The 16,805-nt window shown below is 68.2% G+C and carries 12 protein-coding genes; 7 read left to right on the top strand and 5 right to left on the bottom strand.

The window, feature by feature from the left end; genetic code table 11:
* Positions 1-36 precede the first annotated feature (36 nt).
* The gene (locus ACFPJ1_RS35960; RefSeq protein ID WP_380110772.1) at positions 37-570 is read right to left on the bottom strand and encodes a hypothetical protein; all 534 of its coding nucleotides are present in this window, start codon (positions 568-570) and stop codon (positions 37-39) included.
* Positions 571-713: 143 nt separating this feature from the next.
* Complete coding sequence (locus ACFPJ1_RS35955) at positions 714-1,199, bottom strand: DUF456 domain-containing protein (protein ID WP_380110771.1); 486 nt, start codon at positions 1,197-1,199, stop codon at positions 714-716.
* A gap of 42 nt (positions 1,200-1,241) precedes the next feature.
* On the opposite strand from ACFPJ1_RS35955, the gene ACFPJ1_RS35950 reads away from it, so the two are divergent.
* Positions 1,242-3,275, top strand: coding sequence for an amylo-alpha-1,6-glucosidase (locus ACFPJ1_RS35950; protein WP_380110770.1), 2,034 nt, complete (start codon positions 1,242-1,244; stop codon positions 3,273-3,275).
* Between the two features lie 10 nt (positions 3,276-3,285).
* Here ACFPJ1_RS35950 and ACFPJ1_RS35945 read toward each other — a convergent pair whose 3' ends face one another.
* Positions 3,286-3,918, bottom strand: a complete 633-nt coding sequence (locus tag ACFPJ1_RS35945) for a LysE family translocator (RefSeq protein WP_380110769.1) — start codon at positions 3,916-3,918, stop codon at positions 3,286-3,288.
* 85 nt (positions 3,919-4,003) lie between these two features.
* Here ACFPJ1_RS35945 and ACFPJ1_RS35940 point away from each other — a divergent pair, with 85 nt between their 5' ends.
* A complete protein-coding gene (locus tag ACFPJ1_RS35940; protein WP_380110768.1) occupies positions 4,004-5,482 on the top strand; it encodes an aminotransferase-like domain-containing protein in 1,479 nt (492 codons plus the stop codon).
* 144 nt (positions 5,483-5,626) lie between these two features.
* On the opposite strand, the gene ACFPJ1_RS35935 is transcribed toward ACFPJ1_RS35940, so the two are convergent.
* A complete protein-coding gene (locus ACFPJ1_RS35935; protein WP_344212912.1) occupies positions 5,627-5,875 on the bottom strand; it encodes a DUF7455 domain-containing protein in 249 nt (82 codons plus the stop codon).
* Positions 5,876-6,314: 439 nt separating this feature from the next.
* Between ACFPJ1_RS35935 and ACFPJ1_RS35930 the strand changes: the two genes are divergently transcribed.
* The 3 genes from ACFPJ1_RS35930 (at position 6,315) to ACFPJ1_RS35920 (ending at position 9,597) form a co-directional block, all read left to right on the top strand.
* A complete protein-coding gene (locus tag ACFPJ1_RS35930) occupies positions 6,315-8,399 on the top strand; it encodes a DNA gyrase/topoisomerase IV subunit B (RefSeq protein WP_380110767.1) in 2,085 nt (694 codons plus the stop codon).
* Positions 8,396-9,067, top strand: a complete 672-nt coding sequence (locus ACFPJ1_RS35925; protein WP_380110766.1) for an HAD family hydrolase — start codon at positions 8,396-8,398, stop codon at positions 9,065-9,067. The genes ACFPJ1_RS35930 and ACFPJ1_RS35925 overlap by 4 nt, the downstream gene beginning before the upstream one ends.
* A 62-nt stretch (positions 9,068-9,129) precedes the next feature.
* On the top strand, positions 9,130-9,597 hold the full coding sequence (locus tag ACFPJ1_RS35920) for a VOC family protein (RefSeq protein WP_380110765.1): 468 nt from the start codon (positions 9,130-9,132) through the stop codon (positions 9,595-9,597).
* Between the two features lie 38 nt (positions 9,598-9,635).
* On the opposite strand, the gene ACFPJ1_RS35915 is transcribed toward ACFPJ1_RS35920, so the two are convergent.
* Positions 9,636-11,633 carry an MGH1-like glycoside hydrolase domain-containing protein gene (locus tag ACFPJ1_RS35915; RefSeq protein ID WP_380110764.1) on the bottom strand — a complete coding sequence of 666 codons (1,998 nt, stop codon included), beginning with the start codon at positions 11,631-11,633 and terminating at the stop codon, positions 9,636-9,638.
* 288 nt (positions 11,634-11,921) lie between these two features.
* On the opposite strand from ACFPJ1_RS35915, the gene ACFPJ1_RS35910 reads away from it, so the two are divergent.
* Together ACFPJ1_RS35910 and ACFPJ1_RS35905 are read left to right on the top strand one after the other, a co-directional pair.
* Positions 11,922-13,028 carry a LacI family DNA-binding transcriptional regulator gene (locus tag ACFPJ1_RS35910; protein WP_380110763.1) on the top strand — a complete coding sequence of 369 codons (1,107 nt, stop codon included), beginning with the start codon at positions 11,922-11,924 and terminating at the stop codon, positions 13,026-13,028.
* A 165-nt stretch (positions 13,029-13,193) separates the two neighbouring features.
* Positions 13,194-16,805 (top strand): endo-1,4-beta-xylanase, encoded by a 3,612-nt coding sequence (locus ACFPJ1_RS35905; protein ID WP_380110762.1) that lies wholly within the window; start codon positions 13,194-13,196, stop codon positions 16,803-16,805.

Here is a 16,805-nt window from a genome sequence, read left to right as displayed (position 1 = left end):
GATTCCTGGAAGGTTCCTGGCAATCAGCTGTGAGTGTCAGCGGGGTCCGCGCTTGAAACCCCACTTCTCCCGGGCCGCGTCGCGGACCGTTCCGTCGTTCACGCTGGTCGCGGTGGCCTTGCCGTCAGCCACGATCGCGGACACCGAAACGGTGTTGCCGGTCTTGACGCTGGCGATCCCGTCACGTGCCGCGTTCACCAGGGTGTCGGCGGTGACGACGTAGTCCTTGCTGTACCCGTCGGCGCTCTTCACCGTGATCGAGTCCTTGCTGACCGCGGTGACCTGGCCGGTCTGGGTGGCCACGGTCTGGTAGCCGCCGCCCTCCTTCTCGACGACGAACTCGCCGTGCAGCGCGCCGCCCATCCCGAACTCGCCGTGCCGGCCGGGTCCCCGGTCAGGTTTGGCCGGGTTGGCCGAATTGGGTGCCGACGGCGAGGCAGACGGGCTGGGGGTCGGGTCCGCGTTGGTGGTTGCCCAGGCGACTCCGCCGGCCGTGGTGGTCGCCAGGACGGCGGCCACGGTGCCGGCCACCCGCCAGCGCTTGTCGGTGAGCTTCTGGTTCAACGCCATGCTTGCTTGCCTCCCGGTACTGCGTACCAGGTGGTCACCTGGTACTGGTCGTCCCAACATCGCTGGTGGACCTGAGACGACCCTTCGCCGAAGCTGGCAAAACCCTGGCATTCGCGAGCCAGGGAGCAAGTCGAGGCGGTGGCTCAGACGAGGAAGAGGACGGCGGTCAGCCAGACGGCGGCCGCCAGGGAGGTGCCGATCAGCTCGATCAGGATCGACAGCCCGGTGGCGCGCAGGGCGTGCTTGGTCGAGGTCCAGGCGTGAGCGTGCGCGCCGAGCCGCTGCCGCTCGGACACGTAGACGCCGAGCGGGAACCCGATGAACATGCCGACCACCGGGATCACGAAGAACCCGACGATGCCGAGCAGCACGCCGACCAGCATCGATCTTCGCGGTACGCCGGACTCCCGCAGCCGCCGCTCGGGCACGATGTACTTGACCACCTGGCTGGCTCCGATCAGCACGACCGCCGCCGAGAGCACGATCCAGCCGGTGGAACTCTGCTCCTCCAGCGCCCAGACCAGGATCGCCGCCAGGCTCAGGATCGCGCCGGGCAGGATCGGGATCACGATGCCGACGATGCCGACGAAGATCGCCACCCCGACCAGGAACGTCGCCACGCTGTTCACACCGCCACTCTGCCGCAAAACCGGTCGTCGTAGTGTCGGCACATGCCCTATCTGCATGATCTGGTCACCACGCTCGCCGCTCCCTGGGTGGTGTTGTCGCCCCGGTCGGGACAGTTGACAGGCGCCGGCGCCGAGGGTGTCTACGCCCGGGACCGCCGCATCCTGTCCCGCCTCCAGGTGTCCGTCGACGGCCGCGCCCCCGTGCCCGTCCAGGTCGACGAACGCTCGACCGCGACCACCCGGTACGACGCTGTGCTCGACGGCCTGGGCGATTCCGGCCACGACCCTACGGTGCTGCTCCGGCGTACCCGCGAGGTGTCCGGCGACGGCCTGACCGAGCGGATCACCCTGATCAACCGCTCCCACGTGACAGTCGACTGCGAGCTGGTGGTTGCCCTCGGCACGGACCTGGCCGGCACCGCCGCCGTCCGCAGTGAAGCCGCGGCAGACCTGCCCGCTCTTCCGCCGATCCCGGAATCGGACCGCCTGAACTGGGAGAACGCGTCCGGAACCCGGGTAACCGCTCTCTTCGATCCAGCCCCTGATGGCCAAGCTCCTGGTGGAGTGGAGGCTGCTGCCGAGCGAGGCTGGCAACTGAAGGTCGAAGCCGGGCAAGAGGTGAGCGTGACCATCCGGGTCAGCGCGACCTTCCCGGTCACCGACGGCTTCAGCATCGAGCCGCCTGCGAGCAGGCCCGGGTACGACGAGCTCGTGGTCGGGTGCGACGACACGAGGGTGGATCGCTGGTTGCGGCGGTCGTTGGACGACGTCGCGGGTCTGCAACTGGCAGCCGAGGAGGGAGAGCGCTATCTCGGCGCCGGACCGCCTTGGTACCTGACCTTGTTCGGCCGGGACTCCCTGATCTCCGCAGGCATGCTGATCCCGGTCGATCCGCAGCTCGCAGCGGGAACACTCCGTGCGCTGGCCCGCCACCAAGGCACGCGCGTCGATCCCGGTGCGGCCGAGCAGCCCGGCAAGATCCCGCACGAGCTCCGCGCGGAGGTGACCGACCACGGCCGCGGTCTCGTCCTGCCGGCCGCCTACTACGGCACCCACGACGCGACCCAGCTGTGGATCACCACGCTCCACAAGGCCTGGCGCTGGGGCATGCCCACGGACGAAGTACGGGAGTTGTTACCTGCCCTGCAGGGAGCGCTCGCGTGGATGAGGGACTACGCGGACCCGGACGGCGACGGATTCCTCGAGTACATCGACGAGTCCGGCCACGGCCTGGCGAACCAGGGCTGGAAGGACTCGAGCGACTCCGTGCAGTGGCCCGACGGCACGATCGCCACCGCACCCATCGCGCTCTGCGAGGTCCAGGGCTACGCCTACGCCGCCGCGATCGCGGGCGCGGAGCTCCTCACGTCTTTCGGCCTCGAAGGTGCCGACGAGTGGCGTGAGTGGGCGGCCAATCTCAGAGAGCGCTTCCGCGAGAGCTTCTGGGTCGACGGCTACCCGGCGATCGCATTGGACGGCGCCAAGCGACCCGTCGCCGGACCTGCCTCGAACATGGGTCACCTGCTCGGCACGGGCATCCTCGACCCGGCGGAAGAGGCCGCGGTCGCCGACCTGCTGGCGTCAGACGACCTCGACAGCGGCTTCGGGCTGAGAACGTTGTCGAAGGCAATGACTCACTTCAACCCGCTCGGCTATCACACCGGCAGCGTCTGGCCCCACGACACCGCGATGACCGTCCAGGGTCTGTATGCCGCCAGTCAGTCCGCTGCCGCTACATCCCTGGTGAACGGCCTGGTCAGGGCTGCCGAGGCTTTCGACTACCGGCTGCCCGAGCTCTACGGCGGAAGCGGTCTGCCGGAGGAGGACACCCCGACGCCGTACCCGTTGTCCTGCCGACCGCAGGCGTGGGCCGCGGCAGCTGCTGTCGCTGTTGTGATCGCCGCACTGGGGATCTCGCCAGACGTGCCGAACGGAACGCTGCGGATCGCGCCGGCCGAGCACTTCCCTTGGAAGAACCTCCAGCTCGCGGGGCTCCGGGTCGGATCGGGCGAGCTTTCGCTCGCGCTGACCGACGGCGAGCTCACGGTACGGAACTCGCCCCTCGAGGTGCAGTAATTCCAGAGGCTCAGTGCAGGGTGCCGAGGGCGGCGACGGTTGCGATGGTGAGGTAGATGCCTCCGACCAGGAGGCGTTGCGTCCGTCCGCCGCTCCGGCCCTGTGAGCGGAACCGCCGCCCGATCGCGTCCGCGCCGACCGCGTAGGCGAGATCCAGCAGCAGTCCGATCGCGAGGACGGCCAGGCCCAGCACCAGCATCTCGTTCCGCAGCTGGACCGGGCCCGCGCCACGACTGGTGAACTGCGGCAGGAACGCGAGGAAGAACAACGCGACCTTCGGGTTGAGCAGGTTCACCAGCACGCCCTCCCGGAACACCCGCCCGAGCGGCGCGGTGCGCACACCGCCGACTCCTTCACCAGCAGGCGCCCGCAGAGTCTTCAGACCCAGTACTGCGAGATAGGCCGCCCCGACCAGCGTGATCCCGGTGAAGATCGCGGGGGAGGCCCGGACCACAGCCACCAGTCCGAGAGCCGCGACCACGATGTAGACGAGTGTGCCGGTCTCGATGGCGAAGGCGGAGACCACCCCGGCGCGCCGGCCCTGGGCGAGGCTCCGGAGCGAGATGTAGATGTTGTTCGGCCCCGGCATCCCGACCAGCACGACCGTCGCTCCGACGAACCCGAGCGCCTGCGCGATCCCCATCTGCCTCACCCTCTCGAACTGGACTGCTGTCTGCCTCTAGCCTGGCGGGATTGGAAGCAGCCCACCCGAGCCAATGAGGGGTGAAGTGGACCGTTCTGGAGATCCGTCCGCACTCGCGGATCTGATCGGGCACCGCCTGACCGACCACTCCGGCGGCCTGTACCGCCGGCTGGCCGACGCGATCGCCGAGCTCATCGGTTCGTCCGAACTCCCCGTTGGCGCCCGCCTACCGGCCGAACGCCCGCTGGCCGAGGCCCTGGCGATCAGCCGCTCCACGGTCGTCGCGGCGTACGACGACCTGCGCGGGCGGGGCCTGGTGGAGAGCCGCCGAGGCAGCGGTACGACAGTGGCGCGCTCCGCCGGCCGCGGCCGCTCCGGCGCCGACAAACGCATGCCCAAGGGGTACGGCGAGTCACTGTTCCACCGGATCGCCGTCGGCCCGGGCGAGGTGATCGCGATGACCTACGCGGTCGACCCCGGGATTCCCGAACTGGCGGCCGAGGTGGAAGAACTGGCCCGCACCGAACTGCCGGTGCTCCTGGAAGGTGTCGGCTACCACCCGCGCGGACTCGAAGTACTGCGGGAGCGGATCGCGGAGCACTTCGACGAGTCGGGTCTGCCGACCAGCGCGGACCAGGTCGTTGTGACGAGCGGAGCCCATCAGGCGATCGCGCTGGTGACTCAGATGTACCTGCGGTCGGGCGCGGCCGTGGTGATCGAGCAACCGAGTTGGCCGGGGTGCTTCGACCTGTTCGGAGCCGCCGGCGGCCGGGTGGTCGGCGTACCACTGGATGACGCGGGGGTTCGGCCCGATCTGCTGGCTGCGGCGTTCGCCGAGCATCACCCGGCGATGCTGTTCGTGATGCCGACCTTCCACAATCCGACCGGGCGGCTGATGTCGCCGGCGCGACGGCGTCAGGTGGCTGAGTTGGCAGCCAAGCATGGGGTTGTTGTTGTCGAGGACAACGCGTATTCGACGTGGGACCCGACTGGTCCGGAGATTCCGCCGCCGCTGGCCGCCTTCGCGCCGGCGAACGCCGAGGTGCTGACGATCGGCTCGGTGTCGAAGGCGGTCTGGGGTGGTTTGCGGATCGGCTGGATCCGCGCGTCGCGGCCGCTCGCCGAGCGACTGGCCCGGCACAAGGCGCTGGCGGATCTCGGCAGCCCGGTGATCGACCAGGCACTCACCGCACGACTGCTACCCCGGCTGACGGAACTGACCGCGGCCAGGGCGACCGCCGCCACCGAACGAAAGCGGTGGATGGGGAGGCTGCTGACGGAGCGACTGCCAGAGTGGGCCTGGGAGGAGCCTGAAGGCGGCTCTGCGCTGTGGATCCGACTGCCGGACACCGATGCCCGGATCTTCGCGCAAGTCGCGCTGAGGCACGGTGTCGAGGTCGTGGCGGGTCGCGCGATGGATCCGACGGGGGAGCACGACGACTACCTCAGAGTGCCGTTCAGCTATCCCGCCGAAGTCATGGACGATGCGGTCGACCGGATGGCCCGGGCCTGGCAGGAACTGCGCCGCCACGGACCGCCGACCGCAGTACCGGTGATCGTCTGAGGGATTGTCCGGAACCGGCCGTGGCAGCAGTTACGCCGCAAGCTGAATGTGATGCACATAACGGATGGCGGCCACCCTTCCAGGTGACCGCCATCGGTGAAAGCTAGTAGGGGTAAGCGCCCTCGTTGGCGCTTCGAGGCCGGGTTACCGGTCGCCCTCCGCAGGGACCGACTCGGCGGGGGTGGCTTCGAGCCGGCCCGTCTCGTCGTGAATCGTGATCGCGATGTTGCGCAGCTTCTCCGCGTGCTCCCGGCCGTGGTGGGCGCAGAACAGGAGCTCCCCACCGCTGGTCAGGGTGACACGAACGTAGGCCTGCGCACCGCAGCGGTCACAACGGTCCGCAGCCGACAGGGTCGAACTCGGGGCGAGTGCTGTAGTCACTTGAGGCCTCATCTCATCTAGTTCCGTACTCACCAGATAGCAACATCCTGACATGCGGATCGCTTCCCGGTAGGTGCAGCGTGTCCGTATGTGAGACGAACCACCTGTTCCCTTATGACGCATATTGACGGGGAATCGTTTCGGATTCGGTCGATCTGGTGTTTCCGGCGAGTGTCGGGCGTGTCCTCTTTCACTGTGCGCCACGACCTGCTCACCGCGTGCGCACGATCGGAGTGTCGCGAGACCTCACAATCGAGTCCGGATCGATATCTGTCAGGACACCTTTCTTCCTGCGGCTTCGATGTCTGTGACGTACCCCGCACAGATCATGGATACACCAGCGCCACAAGGCGACCCTGCCAGGTTTTGGGGGTCGGGCTGCGTAGGCTGTCTGCGTGCGGTGGTTCCGGCTGCCGCGCGTTGTCTGCTTGTGAACCAGTGAAGGAGCCCAGTGGCCGCCCCGACGCCTCGCAGTACCGAGCTCGACCCGACGTACAACGCCCGCCACCTGCTCGTGCTCGAGGGGCTGGAGGCGGTCCGGAAGCGGCCGGGGATGTACATCGGCTCGACCGACAGCCGTGGGCTGATGCACTGCCTGTGGGAGATCATCGACAACGCGGTCGACGAGGCGCTGGCCGGGCACGGTGACCGGATCGACGTGGTGCTGCACCGGGACGGTTCCGTCGAGGTGCGGGACAAGGCCCGCGGCATCCCGGTCGACATCGAGCCGAAGACCAAGCTCAGCGGAGTCGAGGTCGTCTTCACCAAACTGCATGCCGGCGGCAAGTTCGGCGGCGGCTCGTACAACGCCTCCGGTGGTCTGCACGGTGTCGGCGCCTCCGTCGTGAACGCGCTGTCCGCGCGTCTCGACGTCGAGGTCGACCGTGGTGGCTCGATCTGGACGACCTCGTTCCGTCGCGGGGTCGCCGGTGAGTTCGACGGCGAGGGCGCGGCCGCGGGATTCACCGCGACCAAGGGATTGCGCAAGGCCGGCCGGGCCAAGAAGGGCGTCACCGGCACCCGGATCCGGTACTGGGCGGACCGGCAGATCTTCACCAAGGACGCCGCCTTCAACTACGACGAGCTGGTCACCCGGGCGCGGCAGACCTCGTTCCTGGTGCCGGGTCTCGAGCTGGTGGTGCGGGACGAGCGCGGCGACGAGCCCACCGAGGAGTCGTTCAAGCACGAGGGCGGGATCAGCGAGTTCTGCGAGTACCTGGCCACCGACCAGAAGGTGAGCGACGTCGTCCGGCTGACCGGCACCGGCCACTTCACCGAGACCGTGCCGATGCTCGACGATGCGGGTCACATGTCGCCGACCGACGTCGAGCGCGACCTCGAGGTCGACATCGCGGTCCGCTGGGGCGACGGCTACGAGACCGAGCTGCGGTCGTTCGTGAACATCGTCTCGACGCCCAAGGGCGGCACGCACGTGGCCGGCTTCGAGCGTGCGCTGCCGAAGGTGTTCACCAGCGCCCTGAACGGCACCCGCCTGCTGAAGAACGGCGAGGAGATCATCAAGGACGACGTGCTGGAGGGCATGACGTCCGTCGTCACGGTCCGGCTCTCCGAGCCCCAGTTCGACGGCCAGACGAAGGAAGTCCTCGGTACTCCGGCCGCGTCGCGGATCGTCGCGAAGGTGGTCCAGACCGAGCTCGAGAGCTTCCTCACCTCGACGAAGCGCGAGTACAAGGCGCAGGCCCGCGCAGTACTGGAGAAGGTGGTCGCGGCCTCGCGGACGCGGGTCGCCGCCAGGCAGCACCGGGAGTTGCAGCGGCGCAAGACGGCGCTGGAGTCGTCGGCGTTGCCGGCCAAGTTGGCGGACTGCCGCAGCAACGACGTGGACCGCTCCGAGCTGTTCATCGTCGAGGGTGACTCCGCGCTCGGCACCGCGAAGCTGGCGCGGAGCTCGGAGTTCCAGGCGCTGTTGCCGATCCGGGGCAAGATCCTGAACGTGCAGAAGGCGTCCGTCGGCGACATGCTGAAGAACGCCGAGTGCGCCTCGATCATCCAGGTGGTCGGCGCGGGCTCCGGGCGGACCTTCGACCTGGAGCAGGCGCGCTACGGCAAGATCATCTTCATGGCCGACGCCGACTCCGACGGCGCCCACATCCGCTGCCTGCTGGCGACCCTCTTCTTCCGGTACATGCGGCCCTTGGTCGACGCCGGGCGCGTCTACACCGCTGTGCCGCCGCTGCACCGCTTCGAGCTGACGAACCCGAAGAAGGGGCAGGACAAGTACATCTACACCTACAGCGACGCGGAGTACCAGCGGAAGTCGGCCGAGCTGATGAAGAAGGGCGTCCGCTGGAAAGAGCCCCCGCAGCGCTACAAGGGTCTCGGTGAGATGGACGCCGACCAGCTGGCGGAAACCACCATGGACCCGCGGCACCGGACCCTGCGCCGCATCACCGTCGACGACGGCGAGGCCGCCGCGGGCGTCTTCGACCTCCTGATGGGCAACGACGTGGCCCCCCGCAAGGAGTTCATCGTCCAGGGCGCCTACGAACTGGACGAGAACCGCATCGACGTATGACGGGCGGACCGGCGGGGCTGCCGCGGCTTGCTTGTTTCGATCTGGACAACACCTTGATCGATCGGGATGCGTCGTTCGTGGCGTGGGCCGAGTGGTGGGTTGCGCGGGAAGGGCTCGGCCGGGAGGTGGTCGAGTGGTTGCTGGCGAACGATGAGGGTGGATTTCGGGAGCGGGCCGAATTGTTCGCGGGAGTGAAGGAGCGGTTCGCGCTTGACGGTGACGTGGGTGCGATGGTCGAGGCGTATGACCGGGAGCATCCGTTGTTCACCTCGGCCGAGCCCGCCGTGCTCGACGGACTGACTTCCTTGCGTACTGCGGGATGGCGGGTGGCCGTGGTCACGAACGGTGGCACGCTCCAGCAGTCGATCAAGCTCGAGCACACCGGCATCGGGGCGGTTGTCGACTTCAAGTGCATCTCCGAGTCGGTGGGGGTGCGCAAGCCCGATCCCCGGATCTTCAAGATCGCGGCGGAGTACACCGGTGCGACGTTGGAGGGTGGCTGGATGGTCGGCGACCACCCGGCGTACGACATCGCCGGCGGGATAGCGGCCGGCCTCTCCACCATCCGGATCGGCAACCACCACCCGACGGCGGCGACTCCGGATCGGACGCCGACCCATCACTTCGCCTCCGTGCTCGAGGCCTTCCCGGTGATCCTCGCCAGTTGAGCTGTGGTCTTCCGCTGGTTCGCGGGGTCAGGATGGGCCTCACCCTGAGGAAGGCGCCGATCATGAGCGAGAAGGCCTATCTGCCGCCGGACGGCCAGGTGCTGACGCCGTACCTGTGCTGTCGTGAGGCCGCGAACGCGATCGAGTGGTACGGCGAGGTGTTCGGTGCTCGTTTGCGCGAGGATCCGTTCGTGGGGCCGGACGGGCGGATCGGGCATGCGGTCATCGAGATCGACGGCGCGCCCATCATGTTGTCCGACGGCTACACGGAGGCCGGAGTCGAGGCACCGGTGCAGGACCGCCTTCCGACCTACGCGATGAACTTGTACGTGCCCGACGTCGACGCCACCACCGCGGCCGCCGAGCGCGAGGGCGCTACGGTCGAGAGCCCGCCCGCGGACGCCTTCCACGGCGCCCGGGCTGCCACGATTCTCGACCCCTTCGGCATCCGCTGGATGCTGGCCACCCAGCAACGTCAGGTCAGCGACGCGGACTACCAAGCCGCCCGTGCAGACTTCGCCGGCAGTTGAACGTGGCGGTGAGGGCGCGGCCTTCTGCGTCCGGCCGATCAGCCGAGCTGGTCGGCTGATCTGGGTAGTACGGCGAGCACGTGGCCGTCTGGTCCGGGGTTCAGGCTGCGACCATCGACGGTGACCTGGTAGCGATCGGGTGCGATCACGATGTCGATCGTCCTGCCTCGGTAGACGAGGCCGCGGAGTTCGACGGTGCCGGCCGCAACAGGCTGTGGGCGGATCAACAGCGAGCCGTCGGGGCGGGGCTGCAGTCCGGCCAGGCCGGTCAGAATCGCCTCAGCCCCAGTGAGACCGGCGATGACGTTCGCTCGTCGGCCGGACGCCGGTGCGCCGGGCTTGTCGCAGTAGTGGTCCTGCGGGAAATAGGGATAGTGGTCACCCATCCACAGCACTCGGCGCAGCACGTCCCACGCGAGCTCGGACTCGCCGCGCTCCCACAAGGTCAACGCGAGCTGCGGAGCCTCGCCGGTGTAGGCACCGGCACCGGACCAGTCGATGTCACCAGTCTCGTAGTGTTGCTCGTCCTCGGCGCTGACACTGCTGACCCCGTAGTCGCCCAGGAACGCCCCGGGCCGGATCTGCTTGATCAGCGTCGCCGCGATCGCGGGTGGGCACGCACCTGCGCGAAGAGCATCGAAGGCCTGGATCGAGTACGCCAGCTCGGTGTGGCCGTCGGGATGGCGGCTGCGAAACCAGCCGGACTCGTCGTCCCAGAGTTGCCGGATCACCTCGTCGCGAATCCGCTGCGCTGATTCGCGAAGTTCCGCGACCGGCAACGAAGCACCCGAGGCCTCGGCCAGTTCGGCGAGCGTCTCCAACGACCAGGCCCGCTCGGCGTTGGGACTGGCGACCACGTGTTCCCAACCGGCGCCGCGCATCTCGAGCAGATTGTGCTGATCACCGTAGTCGCGCAGTACGCCAGTCTGGTGGTCCGGAGGAAACCGCTCGTCCAGTGAGAGTTGCGCGTCGTACATGCGCCGGATCAGCTTGCTGTCGAGCGGCCGCTCGGCGGCGGCCGCGCGGCAGAGGGCGACGAGTGACCAGCCACTGTAGGCGTAGGCGACGCCCAGGCCGGTTCCGTCCGGGGCGATGGCGTAGTGATCAGTCAGGTCGGCCTGCAGCATCGACTCGATCAGGTCGACCACCCGGTCGCCGAGCATCAGGCTTAGCAGGTTCGGCGCATAGCCGCCGGTGTCCCACGCGTAGGCGCAGAGCGCGCCGCCGTCCAGTCCCGAGGTGGCGATGAACGGCGTGGTGACGAAACTCGGATCGTCCCACCAGCAGACGAGTCCGCTCACGAGCGACCGCCGGTAGTACTGCTCGAGGCCGGGAATGTCGGTGCTCAGCACCGGCACCCGGCCGAGAGCCTGGGCGACTCTGTCCTCCCACTGGCGGGTGGTGTTCTCGCCGTCTGGCGCCGGGTCACCGATCTTGCCTTCGGCTTGGACGCCCAGGGTGACGGTGGCCTCGCCGCCCGGATCGAGCGTGGTCGACAGTCCGCTGTCGACCACGGTGACGGCGTCGCCGTCGGTGCCCGGCCCGGGCGGGACCCAGCCCCATTCGGACAGCGGTACGTGGCGGGTCCTGGTCGACGACAGTTCCGGATGCACCGTTAGCCGAAGTTGCCGGTCGGTGCGGTTGCGGACCGAGATGGCCAGAATGTAGCCGGGGCGACCATGCCGCGGCGTGAGCGTGCTGCGAACAGCGAGGGAGACCAGCTCGCCGTCGCCGTACTGGTGGTAGGTGCCGTCGCGAACCAAGCGATCAGGTCGCCAGCTGCCACCCGCGGCGAGGATCCCGCGATCACCGGCGCCCGGTGGTCCACCGTCGGTGATCCGCCGGCCGTCGACGTCGAGCGAGATCGTCAGTCGGCTGTCCGGCGCCGCGTACGGGGGAGCGAACCAGCCGCCGACTCCGCACACCGTGGCCGGCAGTGGCGCGACCGTGCCGGTGCCGCTGCCGACCCAGATCTCGGCCGGCGGTAAGGCGCGACGCAGGTCGAAGTCGAGGTCGGCGAGCGAGTACGGCGGCATGGGCGGCCTTCCTGCGAGCGGGATCGAGGGTGCTGGACCGGTCCGGCGCCTAGGTCCCTGCCTGTGCTGGACCGGTCCAACACTGCGGCCCGATGCTGACACGCGGCCGGGCAAAGCGCAACGGTGAGGACGATCCAAGCTGCCTAAACCTTGGATATTGACGTTGGACTGGTCCACTGTTACGTTCCCATGAACGCCGTTGGACCAGTCCAACGAGACCGACCAGGACGGGTCAAGGACGATCGACCCCGGCCGCGGACGGGGCGAACGAAGAAGGAGGTGGGCGGCATGGCGAAACTGACCATCCGCGACATCGCTGCGCTGTCCGGCCTGTCCAAGTCCACGGTCTCGCTGGTGCTGAACAACAGCCCGAAGGTCGATCCGGCCACCCGGCGGCACGTGCTCGCGGTGATCCGCCGGCACAACTACGTGCCGAGCTTCGCGGCGACGGCGCTGGCCAAGGGCAGCACCCGGCTGATCGGCATGATCGTGCCCGGCCTGTCCTGGCACATGGTTGCCTCGATCAACATCGGCGTGGCCGCGGTGACCGAGCGGACTGGCTTCGACATCATCCTCTACACCGCGACCAACGACCGGGACTACGGCCCATTGATCGACCGGATCCTCACCTCCAGCATGTCTTCAGGGCTGCTCGTCGTCACCCATGAGCAACCGTTGGAGCCGCTGGTCCAGCTGCACGAGGACGGCATGCCGGTGGTTCTGGTGAACACCCTCGGCACCGAGGTGGCCCTTCCATCGGTCACAGCCGACAACTACGAGGGTGCATCGGCGGCGATGGATTACCTGCTGCAACTGGGCCACGAGCGCATCGCCTGTGTGCAAGGGCGGATGCAGTACCAGTGCTGCCAGGACCGCTACCGGGCATATCTGGACGCCCTGCGGGCGGCCGGCATCCAGCCGGACCCGGAGCTGACCAAGCCCGGCGATTTCAACCCCGACCAGATCCGGGCCAGGTCGCGCGAACTGTTCGCGCTGCCCGTGGGCCGACGACCGACCGCTGTCTTCGCCCACTCCGACGTGACGGCGTACTCGGTGATGACGGCGGCCTCGGACGCGGGACTGCGAGTGCCGGAGGACGTGTCGGTGATCGGCTTCGACGACATCGAGTCCGCCGCCCAGATCAGGCCTCCGTTGACCACCATCCAGCAGCCGTTCGTGGAGATGGGCAAGCGAGCAGCCGACCTGCTGCTCACCGCCATCCGTGCGAATGACGAACGTGCGAATGACGAACGTTCGGGCGACCAGGACGGCGAGCAGGTCCCGGCCGGCCCAGTCCGCCTCTCGATGCCGACCAGCCTCATCGTCAGGTCGAGTTGCGGGCCCGTGCCCGTCACCCGGATCCGGCGGGGCCGGTCACAGACCGCCAAGGCCTGACCCGCACCCCGGGGTCGAGGTCCGCCCTCCCGACCGAGCAGACGACTTCCGGCGCCGCTGGCGCCGCCCATCACCGAGCACGCGGGCAGTCCGCCCAGAGCTCCGGCCACCCTCTTCATGGGCGGAGCCTGCCCTGCCGCGCGCCACCTGGAAGGGATCCGGAGCATGAGGCGCTCCCCGAGATTCACCCGCCGCCTGAGACTCACCAGGCGAACAGCTGTCGGCTCGATCCTGGCTGTCGTCGCCGCCGTGGCGATACAGGTGCCGGCCCAGGCCGACGCGACGCCGTTCGAGGTCCTGCCGGCCGATCCGCTGGCCAACTTCACGGAGTTCAAGAGCCTGCCGGCAGACTCGACCGAGCAGGTGGCGATCACCGGCAACCTGAACTTCAGCAAGGCGCTGCAGATCACCGTGCCGAACGGCCCGCAGAGCCCAGGGCTGGACGGCGAGTACGAGATCACGCTCGGCGTACCGACTTCTGCCACCGTGACCGCCGGCGATGCGCTGGTGGCGACTGTGTGGGCCCGGGCGATCGAACCTGTGGCAGGTGGCACGACCGGCAATGCCCACCTGGTCTTCGAGACCGACGGTAGCCCGTACAAGAAGTCCATGAACGCCGCGCTGCGGTACGGCTCGGCCTGGCAGAGGTTCGAGTTCCCGTTCCGGGCCGCGGTCACCTACACCGCGGGCACCGCGACGGCCGCGCACCTGAACCTCTGGCTCGGGTACGGCGCGCAGAAGTTCCAGATCGCCGGAGTCTCGGTGACGGACTGGGGCCCGGGGACGCCGGCCGGCTACCCACAGGTCACGTACGACGGACGCCAGGCGGATGCGGCGTGGCGCACGGCTGCCGATGCCCGGATCGACCAGTACCGCAAGGGAAACCTCGCCGTTTCGGTCGTGGACTCGACCGGTCATCCGATCAGCGGTGCGACCGTCTCGGCCGTCCAGCAGACCAGTGCGTTCAAGTTCGGCGCCGCGTCCGACGGCGCCCGGCTGATCGGCGATCCGTCCAGCGGTATCAGCGCGAGCGACCTGGCGCAGTACCAGAGCAAGTACTCCACGCTGTTCAATCAAGGGGCCCTCGGCAACAACTTGAAGTGGAACCACTGGGAGATTCAGAACGAGCGGGACACCGTCACCTACCCGGCCCTGCAGTGGATGCGCGAGCGCGACCTGACGATTCGCGGGCACAACCTGATCTGGCCGTCCTGGGGCGTGATGCCGCCCGACGTGCAGGCGCTGCAGTCCGACCCGGCCGCGCTGCGGGCCCGGATCGACCACCACATCACCGACGAGGCGTCCTCGCTGACCGGCCTCGTGGACGAGTGGGACGTGGTGAACGAGCCGTACTCCGAGCACTCGGTGCAGGACATCCTCGGGCCGAACGAGATCAACCGCTGGTTCCAGCTCGCCCACCAGGCCGATCCGGGCGCGCGGCTTGCGCTGAACGACTACGGCCTGCTCGAGAACAATGGCTGGGAAGACCGGCACCGTGATCACGTCTACGACATCGTCCAGTCGATGAAGGCGTCCGGTACGCCGATCGACCTGGTCGGGATGGAGAGCCACTTCAGCGGCCTCCAACTCACCCCGCCGGACCAGCTGCTGCCGATCGTCGACCAGTTCGCCGGGCTGGGGGTGAAGGTCGCGATCACGGAGTTCGACGTGGACACCGACGACCTCCAGCTGCAGGCCGACTACACCCGCGACTTCATGACCGCGATGTTCTCCGACCCGAACGTCACCGAGATCAGCAACTTCGGCATCTGGGCGAACAACATCTACAACCCCCGGGCCGCGCTCTACAACGCGGACTGGTCGCCGAAGCCGAACGGCCTGGTCTGGGAGGACCTGATCAAGCGGCAGTGGCACACCACCGCCTCGGGGCAGACTGATGCCGCAGGCAACTATGGAGTGCGCGGCTTCCTCGGCGACTACCTGGTGACCGTGACGGTGAACGGCATCTCCAAGCAGGTGAAGGTGCCGATGCCCACCACCGCCGGTGCCTCGGTGAGGATCGTGGCGGACGGCATCTCCACCGCGGTCCGGACGGAGATCGTCAATCCGATCGGCGACGGTGGCTTCGAGACCGGCACCCACGGCTGGACACCGCTGGGCACCGGCCCCTCCAGCACGACCGCCGCACACAGCGGCACTGGTGCACTGGCCCTCAGCCCGGGTGCCGGCGTCACCCAGAACCTCGGCGGCCTCACGCCGGGAACCAGCTACCTACTCTCCGGCTGGGCCAAGCTCACCGGTGCCGGCACTCAGTGCTATGTGGGCGTGCGTGGTGGAGCCGCCGCCGGTACGCCGTCCTTCCAGTACGAGCTGAGCTATGCCGACGAGCGCGCGTACACCCAGAAGGTGCTTGCGTTCACACCGCCGACCGGGACTACCTGGATGCAGACTTTCGTCTGGTCCAACCCGAACCCCACGACGGCCGAGTGCAATGCCGATGACCTTGCTGTGACCCCGACACAGGGGACAGCGCCTCCCGCGCAGGCTCCACCCGCAACCACGGCGTACCTGCCGGCTGTCTCGAGCTTGGGCAACGGGACTCTGGAAACGCACAACACCGCGGGTTGGTACTGCCTGGGGACCTGCACGCTGAGGAACTCGTCCGCGACTCCGCACACGGGTGTCGGTGACCTGGCGGCAACGGCACGAGGCGCCGCCTGGGCGGGTCCGGCTCAAGGAGTCTCGGTCGCCAACGGGCAGTTGTACGACTCCTCGGCCTGGGTGCGGCTGGCCAGTGCCGGTACCGACACAGCGTCGGTCAGCCTCAAGGTGACTACGTCGACCGGTTCGGCAACTTTCCGGCTGGGTTCGGCGAGCGTAACCGGCAACGGCTGGACCCGGATCTCGGCCAGCAACGTGAAGGTGGCCTGGACCGGCAGCTTGACCAAGGCGGAGTGGTGGATCAGCACCGGCGCCGGCACTGAGGACCTGCTGGTGGACGACGCATCCTTTGCTCCACTGGCGACGCAGGTGGCTGGTCGGGATCTGTTGATCAACGGAGATGTCGAGCAGGGCGCGAGCAACTGGTACTGCTTCTCGCCGTGCACCGCCCAGGCGGTCATCGATCAGGTCCACGGTGGTGGCACCGCCTTGCGGGCGGCCGGGAGGACGTACAACTACACCGGGCCTGCTCAAGGCGTTTCGGTGACCAACGGCGCGTCGTACAAGACATCGGCGTGGATCCGGCTGGCTGCTGGTGCGCCTGACGACACCGCGCAGATCCGGTTGAAGCTCACGAAGTCTGACAACACCTCGATCACCATCCCGATGGCCTCCGGCACGGTGTCGGCCTCGGGCTGGACCCGGCTGGCCGCCAACGATGTGCCGGTCAGCTGGACGGGCACGCTCGCCAAGGCGGAGTGGTGGGTCAGCACCACGACCAATGCGGACGACTTCACCCTCGACGATGCGGCCCTGCAGCCGGCCGGCGTCGAGGAGACAGCATTCAACCAGGTGCAGCCGACGGCGGCGTGCGTGGTGCACAACACCCCTGACAACAGCTACACCGCGTACTTCGGCTACTCGAATGCGAACAACTACTACATCCCGGTGCCGGTCGGCAGTGACAACGCCTTCAGTCCTGGGCCGGCCGATCGTGGCCAGACCGTCTCCTTCCTTCCCTACCAGCGACCGCGGCGCGTCGCGGTCACCTGGAACGGGAGCCCGCTCACCTGGCGACTCGACGGGTCCACCCAGACCGCATCGTCCGGCTCGCCCATCTGCACTTCAGCAGCTCGTAGCTCTCACCGGAGGTAA

Source organism: Kribbella qitaiheensis, from assembly GCF_042657745.1.
Lineage (GTDB): Bacteria > Actinomycetota > Actinomycetes > Propionibacteriales > Kribbellaceae > Kribbella > Kribbella qitaiheensis.
The sequence above is the reverse complement of the archived record's forward strand: the minus strand, read 5'-3'. Positions and strand labels throughout refer to the sequence as shown.